This is a genomic window from Streptomyces sp. TRM64462 (genome assembly GCF_013362995.1).
GTDB lineage: Bacteria > Actinomycetota > Actinomycetes > Streptomycetales > Streptomycetaceae > Streptomyces.
Genome location: NZ_JABWDV010000285.1, coordinates 1 through 11,311 on the forward strand (window position 1 = coordinate 1; position 11,311 = coordinate 11,311).

Genomic DNA, 11,311 nt, shown 5'->3' on the forward strand with positions numbered 1-11,311 from the left:
CTTGGCGCCGACCTCGGCGGTCTCGTCCTCGTTGACGACGATCTCCAGGAGGACACCGGACGCCGGGGCCGGGATCTCGGTGTCGACCTTGTCCGTCGACACCTCCAGCAGCGGCTCGTCGGCCTCGACGGACTCGCCGACCTGCTTCAGCCAGCGCGTGACGGTGCCCTCGGTCACCGACTCGCCCAGCGCGGGCAGGACGACGTCGGTGCCCTGGGCACCACCGGCCGGGGCGGCAGGGGCCTCGGCGGCCGGGGCCGGCGCCGGAGCGGCCGGAGCCTCGGCGGCAGCGGCGGGAGCCGGGGCGGGAGCCTCGGCCGGAGCCGGAGCCGGAGCCGGAGCCGGAGCCGGAGCGGGAGCGGGGGCCTCGGCGGCGGCCGAGGCAGGGGCGGCCGCGGGGGCGCCCGTACCGTCGTCGATGACGGCCAGCTCGGCGCCGACCTCGACGGTCTCGTCCTCGGCGACCTTGATGTTGGACAGGATGCCCGAGGCGGGGGCGGGGATCTCGGTGTCGACCTTGTCGGTGGAGACCTCGAGCAGCGGCTCGTCGGCCTCGACACGCTCACCCTCGGCCTTGAGCCAGCGGGTCACGGTGCCCTCGGTGACGCTCTCGCCGAGCGCCGGCAGGGTTACGGAAACCGGCATGGTTTCACTTGCTCCTAACAGATCTGTGCGGTAAGTGGTCGCGCCCGGTGACTGGTGCGTCAGTCGTGGGAGTGGAGGGGCTTGCCGGCGAGGGCCAGGTGGGCCTCGCCGAGCGCCTCGTTCTGCGTCGGGTGGGCGTGGACGAGCTGGGCCACCTCGGCCGGCAGCGCCTCCCAGTTGTAGATCAGCTGGGCTTCGCCGACCTGCTCGCCCATGCGGTCACCGACCATGTGGACGCCGACCACGGCACCGTCCTTGACCTGGACGAGCTTGATCTCGCCCGCGGTCTTGAGGATCTTGCTCTTGCCGTTGCCCGCGAGGTTGTACTTCAGAGCGACGACCTTGTCCGCGCCGTAGATCTCCTTGGCCTTCGCCTCGGAGATGCCCACGGAGGCGACCTCCGGGTGGCAGTACGTCACCCGGGGCACGCCGTCGTAGTCGATCGGCACCGGCTTGAGACCGGCCAGCCGCTCCGCCACCAGGATGCCCTCGGCGAAGCCGACGTGCGCGAGCTGGAGCGTGGGGACGAGGTCGCCCACGGCCGAGATCGTCGGCACGTTGGTGCGCATGTACTCGTCGACCAGGACGTGGCCGCGCTCCATGGCGACGCCCTGCTCCTCGTAACCGAGCCCCTGCGAGACCGGGCCGCGGCCGATGGCGACGAGCAGCACCTCGGCCTCGAAGGTCTTGCCGTCCGCCAGGGTGACCTTCACACCGCTGTCGGTGTACTCGGCCTGCTGGAAGAACGTGCCGAGGTTGAACTTGATGCCGCGCTTGCGGAAGGCGCGCTCCAGAAGCTTCGAGCTGTTCTCGTCCTCGGCCGGGACGAGGTGCTTCAGGCCCTCGATGATCGTGACGTCGGCGCCGAAGGACTTCCAGGCGGACGCGAACTCGACGCCGATGACGCCGCCGCCCAGGATGATCGCGGACTCCGGGACCCGGTCGAGGGTCAGCGCGTGGTCCGACGACAGGATGCGGTTGCCGTCGATCTCCAGGCCGGGCAGCGACTTCGGCACGGAGCCGGTGGCGAGGAGGACGTGCCGGCCCTCGACGCGCTGGCCGTTCACATCGACGGAGGTGGGCGAGGACAGCCGGCCCTCGCCCTCGATGTAGGTCACCTTGCGCGAGGCGACCAGACCCTGCAGGCCCTTGTACAGGCCCGAGATCACGTCGTCCTTGTACTTGTGGACGGCCTTGATGTCGATGCCCTCGAAGACCGTCTTGACGCCGAACTGGTCCGCCTCACGGGCCTGGTCCGCGATCTCACCGGCGTGGAGCAGGGCCTTCGTGGGGATGCAGCCGTTGTGCAGGCAGGTGCCGCCGAGCTTGTTCTTCTCGATCAGTGCGACGTCCAGGCCCAGCTGCGCACCTCGCAGGGCCGCGGCATAGCCGCCACTACCACCGCCGAGGATCACTAGGTCGAAAACGGTGCTGGCGTCGTTCGCCACGTCACGTCCTCCATGCATGTGCGCCGGTCGCCGGTCCTCGATGACCTGCGGCGGCTGGTGTTCGGCCGCTGTCGATGTCGGCCCTGTGGTGGGGGCCCTGTCCTGCCGGTCACCCATCTTCGCACTAGTCGCCGCGGTACGGGACGCGGGGCCGGTTCCTGAGACGGAGGAAGATCCACCGCCCGAGGTCGCGGCTGCGTACGAACGTACGGATTTCGTCGAGAGCGAACGGAACGGCGAAGGCCCCGGACGGGTGACGTCCGGGGCCTTCGCAACAAGCCGTACGACCGTACGGCGGGACGGCGGGACGGCGGGACGGCGTGCCCGGCCGCGGCCGCCGCGCCCCAAGCTGCCGGACCGTCGCGTGACGGTCCGGCATCCCTCCCCGGGGCGGGCGGGTCCGGCCGGGCGGCCGGCTCAGCCCAGGTCGCCCGCGGCGGTGCGCTCCGCCAGCTTCACCAGGGTGCGCACCGACGAGCCGGTGCCGCCCTTCGGGGTGTAGCCGAACGGGCCGCTCTCGTTGAACGCGGGGCCCGCGATGTCGAGGTGCGCCCAGGTGATGCCCTCGCCGACGAACTCCTTCAGGAACAGGCCGGCCACCAGGCCGCCGCCCATCCGCTCACCCATGTTGGCGATGTCGGCGGTCGGCGAGTCCATGCCCTTGCGCAGCTCGGCGGGGAGCGGCATCGGCCAGGACTGCTCGCCGGCCTCCTCGGCGATCTCGTGCAGCGCGGTACGGAACGCGTCGTCGTTCGCCATGATGCCGAACGTACGGTTGCCGAGCGCCAGCACCATCGCGCCGGTCAGCGTCGCCACGTCGACGATCGCGTCCGGGTTCTCCTCCGACGCGCGGGTCAGCGCGTCGGCCAGCACGAGCCGGCCCTCGGCGTCCGTGTTCAGCACCTCGACGGTCTTGCCGCTGTACATGCGCAGCACGTCGCCCGGGCGGGTCGCGGAGCCGGACGGCATGTTCTCGGCGAGCGCCAGCCAGCCGGTGACGTTGACCGGCAGGCCCAGGCGGGCGACGGCGACGACGGCGGCGAACACGGCGGCGGCGCCGGCCATGTCGCACTTCATCGTCTCGTTGTGGCCTGCCGGCTTCAGGGAGATGCCGCCCGAGTCGTAGGTGATGCCCTTGCCGACCAGGGCCAGGGACTTCTCCGCGTCCGGGTGCGTGTAGGCCAGCTTCACCAGGCGCGGCGGGTTCTCCGAGCCGGCGCCGACGCCGAGGATGCCGCCGTAGCCGCCCTTGGCGAGCGCCTTCTCGTCGAGGACCTGCACCTTGATGCCGTTCTCCTTGCCGGCCGCGGCGGCGACGGCGGCGAAGGCCTCGGGGGTGAGGTCGTTCGGCGGGGTGTTGACGAGGTCGCGGGCGCGGTTGAGCTCCTCGGTCAGCACGAGGGCGCGCTCGGCGGCCGCCTTGTACGCCTTGTCGCGCGGCTTCCCGCCGAGCAGGGCGACCTCCGCGAGCGGGCCCTTGGCGTCCTTGCCCTTGGCCTTCTCCTGGTACGCGGTGAAGGCGTACGCGCCGAGCAGCGCGCCCTCCGCGACGGCCTCGGCGTCCTCGACGGCCCCGACGGGCAGCGCGAACGCGGCCTTCTTCGTACCGGTCAGGGCGCGGGCGGCGGCACCGGCGGCGCGGCGCAGCCGCTCGGTGTCGTACGCCTCGTCCTTCTCGGGGGCGGTGCCGAGGCCGACCGCGAGCACGACGGGGGCCTTCACGCCGTCGGGCGAGGGCACCTTGGTCACCTCACCCTCGGCACCGGACGCGCCGAGGGTCTCCAGGACGGTGGCGAGCTTTCCGTCGAACGCCGCGTCCACGGCCTCGGCGCCGGGCGCGACGACGAGCCCCTTGCCGCCTTCCGCCGCCTTGGCGACACCGACCACGAGGGCGTCGGCGCGCAGCGTCGCGGCGCCGGCGGTGCTGAGAGTGAGAGCAGTCACGGTGGTGAAATCTCGCTTCCGTTGAGTTCTTTCGCGGTCGATGGGGTGGGCCGACCGTGCCCGCCGCATCGTAGTTCCGCCCGTCGGAGCGCCACGGCCCGGCCCGTTCGGGGCGTCAGCACTGAGCCTACGCGCGGAGGGGGTTCTCGCTCAGGGGGGCGGCCATTCACTCGTCCGTGGCGTCTCTTTCATGTTTTGCGGATCAGCGGATGAGAGCTGCGTCACACTCCGAGCAATCGCGCAAGGCAGCGACGTACCCGTTTGCATCATCTCCACAGATCCTCCCGATGCGGGCACATCCCTCGGGAGTACCCGTCAGGGGGGAACGACCATGCGCAACCACCGCGCCCACGCCGGGAGATCGGCCGGAGCACTGCTCGCCGCGGCCCTGCTCACCACCGCCGTCCCGGCCTCCACCGCGGCCGCCGCGCCCGCCGCTCCCGGCACGGCCGGCACCGCGGCCGCCGCGGCCGCCGCGACCACACCGCGCGTCGACCTCACCGTCCTCGTCGTCGACGACGGCGGCGGCGCCGTCGCGGCCCTCACATCCGAACTGCGCGGTTCCGGCGTCCCGTACCGCCGGATCGCCCTCGGCGACCCGCACCGGCCCGTCATCGACGCCGCGTTCCTCGCCGACACCGCCGACGGCCGCCCCCGCGCCAAGTACCAGGGCGTGATCCTGCCCGACGAGTCCCCCCACGGCCTCACCGAAGCCGAGCGCGCCGCCCTCACCGCGTACGAGAAGACGTACGGCATCCCGCAGGTCGACGCCTACACCTGGGCCCACCCCGGTGTCGGCCTCGACTACACCAGCGACGGAGGCTTCTCCGGTGTACTCGACGGACGGCGGACGTCCGTGACCACCGCCGGACGCTCAGGCCCCTTCGGCTACCTCGACGGGCCGCTCGCCTTCGAGGACAACGACCCGGCGGTCTCCGAGAGCTACGGCTACGCAGGCCGCCCACGCGACGGCTACACCAGCTACCTCGACCTGCCCGTCGACGGCGGCGGCCGCGCCAGCCTCCTCGGCGAGTACGCCCACGACGGCCGCCGCGAACTCGTCGTCACCTTCGCCTACAACCAGCACCAGCGGCAGTTCCGCGCCCTCGCCCGCGGCATCGTCGAATGGCTCACCCAGGGCGTCCACCTCGGACAGAGCCGCTACCACTTCGCCGTCCACGTCGACGACGTCTTCGCCCCCGACTCCCGCTGGGACACCGAACGCAACTGCACACCCGGCGACTTCGACTGCGCCGACGGCGACGGCGAGGGCACCGCGCCCATCCGCATGACCGCCGCCGACGCCCAGTACGCCGCCCAGTGGCAGCGCACCGCCGGCTTCACACTCGACATGGTCTACAACGCGGGCGCCGGCGAGGAGTGGAAGGCCGAACACGGCGGCAGCGACCCCCTCACCGACCGGCTACTCGCCGACAAGAGCCAGTACCGCTGGGTCAACCACACCTACACGCACCCGTTCCTCGGCTGCGTCCAGGACACCTCCACCGTCCCGTGGCGGTGCGCCCGCGACGCCGAAGGCAACACGGTGTGGCAGAGCCGCTCCTTCATCTCCGCGCAGATCCGCGACAACCACGCCTGGGCCGTCGGCAAGGGCCTCGCCGTCGACCGCGCCGAACTCGTCACCGGCGAGCACTCCGGCCTCGCGACCCTCCCGCAGCAGCCGCAGGACAACCCGAACCTCGCCGGGGCCCTCGCCGACAACGGCGTCCGCTGGATCGGCAGCGACAACTCCCGCGAACCCGCCCAGCGCCCCGTCGGCACCGCCCTCACCGTGCCCCGCCACCCCATGAACGTGTACTACAACGTCGGCACGGCCGCCGAGATGACCGACGAGTACAACTGGATCTACACCCGCGCGTCCGACGGCGGCAGCGGCGTCTGCGCCACCGACCCCGCCTCCACATGCCTCGACGCGCCCCTCGACACGGCCACCGGCTACGCGTCGTACATCGTCCCGCAGGAGGCCCGCATCGCCCTCGGCCACATCGTCTCCGGCGACCCGCGCCCGCACTACGTCCACCAGTCCAACCTCGCCGAGGAGCGCCTCCTCTACCCCGTGCTCGACCGCGTCCTCGCCGACTACCGCGCCCTCTTCGCGGACAACACCCCCCTGGTCAACCCCCGCCACCGCGACATCGGTACGGAACTCCGGCGCCGCGCCGCCTGGGACCGCGCCGTCGCGGAAGGCAAGGTCACCGCGTACCGCGTCGGGAACACCGTCACGATCAAGGCGCCGACGGGCGTGAGCGTCCCCGTCACCGCGCCCGAGGGCACGCGCAAGCGCACACTGCTCGGATCCACCACGTTCGGTACGCCCTACGCGGGCGCCCGTTCCGGCTGGGACACTCCGGGCGTGCTCCAGACCGCCCTGACCCTCACGCTGCCGGCGAGCACCACCTGACCACTGGTACGACCGACCGCCCGTAACGTCCTTCCGTACCGGCCTGACCATCCACACCGGGGGAACATTCGATGCTTGAGCGCGGCCGCCATGTCACGCTGCTCACCGAAGGCACCTACCCGCACGTCCACGGAGGGGTGAGCACCTGGTGCGACCAGCTCGTCCGCGGCATGCCCGAAGTCGACTTCCAGGTCCTCGCCCTCACCGGCAGCGGCCGCGAACCGGTCACCTGGCAGCTGCCGCCCAACCTGTACCGGCACACCTCGTACCCCCTGTGGGGCCCGGCCCCCGGCCGCTCCCGCCCCCTCTTCGGCCGTGAGAAACGCCGCTTCATCGACACGTACGAAAGGTTTCTCCTCGCCGTCCTCGACCCGTCCGCGCCCCGCGCCCACTTCGCCGAAGGCCTCTACGGCCTCGCCGAACTCGCGCGGCGCGGACGGCTGTCGGCGGCCCTGCGCTCCGAGGCCGCCCTGCGGTCCCTCATGTGGATCTGGACCATGCCGCACCTGGAGACCGCCGCCGCACGCCCCACCGTCCACGACGCACTGACCGCCACCGACCTCATCGAACACGCCCTGCGCCCGCTCGGCGCCCGCATACCCGGCGACTGCGTCGCGCACGCCGTCTCCAGCGGCCTCGCCACCCTGCCCGCCCTCGCCGCCCAGCACTTCGACGGCGTACCGTTCCTGCTCACCGAACACGGCATCTACCTGCGGGAGCGCTACCTCGGCTACCGCACCGAAGCCCAGCGCTGGCCCATCAAGGCCCTCATCCTCGGCTTCTACCGCGAACTCAACTCGCTCGGCTACCGCAAAGCCGACCTCATCACCCCCTGCAACCAGTACAACCGGCGCTGGGAAGAGCGCGGCGGCGCGCCCGCCGACCGCATCCGCACCGTCTACAACGGCGTCGATCCGCACGCCTTCCCGCTCGCGGGCCCCGAGCCCGAGACCCCGACGCTCAGCTGGTGCGGCCGCATCGACCCCATCAAGGACCTCGAAACCCTCGTCCGGGCCTATGCCATCGCCCGCGCCGAACTCCCCGAGCTGCGGCTGCGCCTCTTCGGCCCCGTCCCGGACGGCAACGAGGACTACCGCGACCGCCTGGAGAAACTCGCCGCCGACCTCGGCGTCACCGACGGCATCAGCTACGAGGGCCGCGTCGACGACGTCGCCCGCGCCTACGCCGCCGGAAACCTCGTGATGCTCTCCTCCATCAGCGAGGGCTTCCCCTTCTCCCTCATCGAAGCCATGTCCTGCGGCCGCGCCACCGTCTCCACCGACGTCGGAGGCGTCCGCGAAGCCATCGGCGACACCGGCCTCGTCGTGCCGCCCCGCGAACCCGCCGTCATGGCCGAGGCCGTCCTCACCCTGCTCCGCGACGACGCGCGGCGCGCCGCACTCGGCCGCCGCGCCCGGCAGCGGGTCATCGACCAGTTCACGCTGCGCCGCTCCGTGGACGGGTTCCGGCGCATCTACCTCGAACTCGCCGGCTTCCCCGAACCCCAGCCCGAGCCCGAGACCGTCGAGACCGGCGACTGGACGCTCCAACTCCGCATCACCGACCCGTGGATGCGCGAGCTCGCCACCGAAGGGACGGTGTGACCGCCTCATGAGCGGCTCCCTCTGGCTCACCCCGCCCGGCACCGGTGGCCCTGGTGGCTCTGGCAGCCCCGGCGGCTTCGGCGGCACCGGCAGCGACACCCTCACCCGCGTCCCCAAGGCGCCCCGCCGGCGCCCCGCCTGGGCTGTCGCGGCCGACCCGGTCGACGAACTCACCACGCGCCTGGAAGACGTGATAGCGCAGGCCGTCCACGCCGACGAGATAGCCGCCGTCCTCGAATCCGACGGCATGACCGACGACCACATCCGCCTCACCTACGGCCGCCAGGACTCCTTCGCCCTCGCCGAGGACCTCTACGCGCGCGTGGAGCGCCGCTACCCCGAACCCGCCGGCCCGCCCACCGACCCCTGGCACACCCGCCTCGGCGGCTGCCTCCTGCGCGGCCTCGTCTTCGCGCTCCCCGGCCTCGCGTACGTCATCGGGGCACCCCTGCTGGCCGGCCCGCCCGGCGGATTCGGGCTGCCCGCCGGTACGGTGCCGCTGCTCGCCGGCGCCATCGCCGGGTGGGTGTGGAACCAGGCCCTGTCCCACCGCGCGTACGCCTGGCTCGGCCTCGGCGACCGGGCGGCCGCCGCCCGGACGCTGCTCGCCGGGGCGCCGCTCGGCGCGCTCATCGGGGCGCTCGTCGCCGTGGGCGCCGCCCAGCCGGGCCAGTGGGGCGCCGTCGCGTTCGCCGCCGGGCAGTCCCTGTACCTGGCGGCCGCGACCGTGCTGCTCGTCCTGGACCGTGAGAAGGCCCTGTTCGGTGCGCTGCTGCCGCTCACCGCCGGGGCCCTGCCGGTGCTGTGGACGGCGCCGCCCCTTCCCGTACGGACCGGCCTGCTGCTCCTCTCCCTGGCGGCCGCCATGGGGCTCGCCGCCCGTGCCCTCGCCGTCGAGACCGCGCCCGGAGCGCCCGGGGGCCTGGGCGCTCCGGGCGGTGGAGCCGGGGCGAGTACAGGGGCCCGGGCCGTGCCACGGCTCACCGCCTCCCTCCCGTACGGCCTGTTCGGGCTCGGCACCGGACTGCTGGTGCTGTACACGGCGATCGGCGACGTCCTCGCGTACGGCCCGGCCGCCGCTGTCGCGGCCCCGTCGGCGGTGGCGCTCACGCTGTCCATGGGGCCCGCCGAGTGGCTGCTCTACCGGTTCCGCAGCGAGAGCCTCGCCGGGCTGCGGGCCGCCCGGAGCGCGGGCGCCTTCCGGCGGGCCACGGGCGGGACGCTCGTGCTGTGCCTCGGCGGCTATCTGACGGTGCTGCTGGTGCTGGCCGCCGCCGGGACCGCGCTCATCCCCGGGGCGCCGCCGCTGGGCGGGCTGCGCCTGGTGACGCTGCTGCTGATCGGCGCGGTGCTGTGGACGGCCCTGCTGCTGCAGTCCTTCGGGGCGGTGACCGGCGCGGCCGCCGTGTGCGCCCTGGCCGCCGCCGCGCAGACCGGGGCGCTGGCCGCGGGCGCCGGGGACCCGCGCACGGTGGGCGTGTGCGTGGCGGGCGCCGCGGCGGCGGTGCTCGCCGTGCTGTGCGGCGTCCTGCTCGGCCGCGCCACGGCCCACCGCTACTGACCCACCGCTACTGACCCACCGCTCCCCTTGAAGGACCACCCCGCATGAGCCTGCTGGTGCCGTACTACGAGCACCCCGACCACCGCCCCGCCGAATGGGACACGCTGATCGCCGCAGCGCCCCTCCTCTACGGCGTCGTCCTCAACCCCGCCAACGGCCCCGGCGATGCCCCCGACCCGGCGTTCGCGTCCGTCGCCGCCCGGCTGCGCGCCGCTGGGGGTGCCCCCTCTGGGGGAGTCCGGGTGCTCGGCTACGCCGACACCGACTACGGCCGCCGCCCGCACGCCCAGGTCGTACGGGACCTGCTGCGCCACCGCGACTGGTACGGCACGGACGGCGCGTTCCTCGACCAGGCGGCCACCGGGCCCGGACTCCTCGCCCACTACGGGCGCCTCGCGGTGGCCGCGCGGGCCGCGGGCGCCACCACGCTCGTCCTCAACCACGGGGCGCCGCCCCACCCCTCGTACACCGAACTGGCCGACCTGCTGGTCACCTTCGAGGGCCCCTGGGACACCTACCGCGCCCTGGCGGAGGACGCGCCCGCCGGGCACCACTGCCATCTGGTGTACGCGGCGCCCCCGGACGCCCGCCTCACCGCGCCCGTCCGGTGCGCCGTACCCGGCGACGGGGCACACCCCTGGGGAACCCTCCCGCACGTCCTGGAGCACCACGGATGAGACGCCCGCCCCTCCCGCCCGCCGCCGTGGCCGCGGCCGCCGCCCTGGCCCTGCTGCTGGCCGGCTGCACCGCCACCCCCGACGACGACCCGGCACCGCCCTCCACCACGCCCACGCCGAGCGCCTCCTCCAAGGAGCCGTGGCGGCCCGTCCCCGGGCAGCCCTGGCAGTGGCAGCTCAGCGGCACGCTCGACCCGACCGTGGACGTCCCCGTGTACGACATCGACGGTTTCGACCACTCGGCCGCCACGGTCGCCGATCTGCACCGGCGCGGCCGCAAGGTGATCTGTTACCTGTCCACCGGCGCCTGGGAGGACTTCCGCCCCGACGCGGCGAAGTTCCCGCGGTCCGTCCTCGGCAAGGGCAACGGCTGGGAGGGCGAGCGCTGGCTCGACATCCGCCGCACCGACGTACTCGAACCCCTGATGGCCGCCCGCATCGACATGTGCCGCGCCAAGGGCTTCGACGCGGTCGAGCCGGACAACATGGACGGCTACGCCAACGACACCGGCTTCCCGCTGACACCCGCCGACCAGCTCCGCTACAACCGCCTCGTCGCCCGCCTCGCCCACGAGCGCGGCATGTCCGTGGCCCTGAAGAACGACCTCGACCAGATCCCCGAACTCGTCGGCGACTTCGACTTCGCGGTCAACGAGCAGTGCGCCCAGTACGACGAGTGCGACGCGCTGCGGCCGTTCCTGGACGGGGGCAAGGCGGTCCTCCACGTCGAGTACGAGCTGCCGACGGGGGCGTTCTGCCCGCAGGCGCGGCGGACGGGGATGAGCTCGATACGGAAGAATTACGACCTCGGCGCCTGGCGCAAGCCCTGCTGATTTTTCCCCACCCCACCCCGCCCCTTCCCGGACTGGGGGCTCTGCCCCCAGACCCCCTGTCGCGCCTGAACGGCGCTTGTCCTCAATCGCCGGAGGGGCTCACATTGAGCCCCTCCGGCGATTGAGGAGCGGGGGTTCGGGGGCGGAGCCCCCGATTCGGGAAGGGGCGGGGTGGGG

Annotated in this window: 8 protein-coding genes; 5 read left to right on the plus strand and 3 right to left on the minus strand. The window is 73.2% G+C overall.

Annotated elements, in window-relative coordinates:
• The 3 genes from HTZ82_RS13480 to HTZ82_RS13490 form a co-directional block, all read right to left on the minus strand.
• A partial coding sequence (locus tag HTZ82_RS13480) for a biotin/lipoyl-containing protein (protein WP_302852229.1) occupies positions 1-645 on the minus strand: 645 nt, incomplete at its 3' end.
• Between the two features lie 59 nt (positions 646-704).
• On the minus strand, positions 705-2,093 hold the full coding sequence (gene lpdA / locus HTZ82_RS13485) for a dihydrolipoyl dehydrogenase (RefSeq protein ID WP_175409595.1): 1,389 nt from the start codon (positions 2,091-2,093) through the stop codon (positions 705-707).
• A gap of 417 nt (positions 2,094-2,510) precedes the next feature.
• Positions 2,511-4,037, minus strand: coding sequence for a leucyl aminopeptidase (locus HTZ82_RS13490; RefSeq protein WP_175409596.1), 1,527 nt, complete (start codon positions 4,035-4,037; stop codon positions 2,511-2,513).
• A gap of 331 nt (positions 4,038-4,368) precedes the next feature.
• Between HTZ82_RS13490 and HTZ82_RS13495 the strand changes: the two genes are divergently transcribed.
• From HTZ82_RS13495 to HTZ82_RS13515, 5 genes are all read left to right on the plus strand, one after another.
• On the plus strand, positions 4,369-6,459 hold the full coding sequence (locus HTZ82_RS13495) for a hypothetical protein (protein WP_175409597.1): 2,091 nt from the start codon (positions 4,369-4,371) through the stop codon (positions 6,457-6,459).
• 71 nt (positions 6,460-6,530) lie between these two features.
• Positions 6,531-8,063 (plus strand): GT4 family glycosyltransferase PelF, encoded by a 1,533-nt coding sequence (pelF, locus tag HTZ82_RS13500; protein WP_175409598.1) that lies wholly within the window; start codon positions 6,531-6,533, stop codon positions 8,061-8,063.
• Between the two features lie 7 nt (positions 8,064-8,070).
• Positions 8,071-9,624: a hypothetical protein gene (locus HTZ82_RS13505; protein ID WP_175409599.1), complete on the plus strand. Its 1,554-nt coding sequence runs from the start codon at positions 8,071-8,073 to the stop codon at positions 9,622-9,624.
• Between the two features lie 44 nt (positions 9,625-9,668).
• Positions 9,669-10,301: a spherulation-specific family 4 protein gene (locus HTZ82_RS13510; protein WP_175409600.1), complete on the plus strand. Its 633-nt coding sequence runs from the start codon at positions 9,669-9,671 to the stop codon at positions 10,299-10,301.
• A complete protein-coding gene (locus tag HTZ82_RS13515) occupies positions 10,298-11,134 on the plus strand; it encodes an endo alpha-1,4 polygalactosaminidase (protein ID WP_175409601.1) in 837 nt (278 codons plus the stop codon). The genes HTZ82_RS13510 and HTZ82_RS13515 overlap by 4 nt, the downstream gene beginning before the upstream one ends.
• The last annotated feature ends 177 nt before the right edge of the window (positions 11,135-11,311 follow it).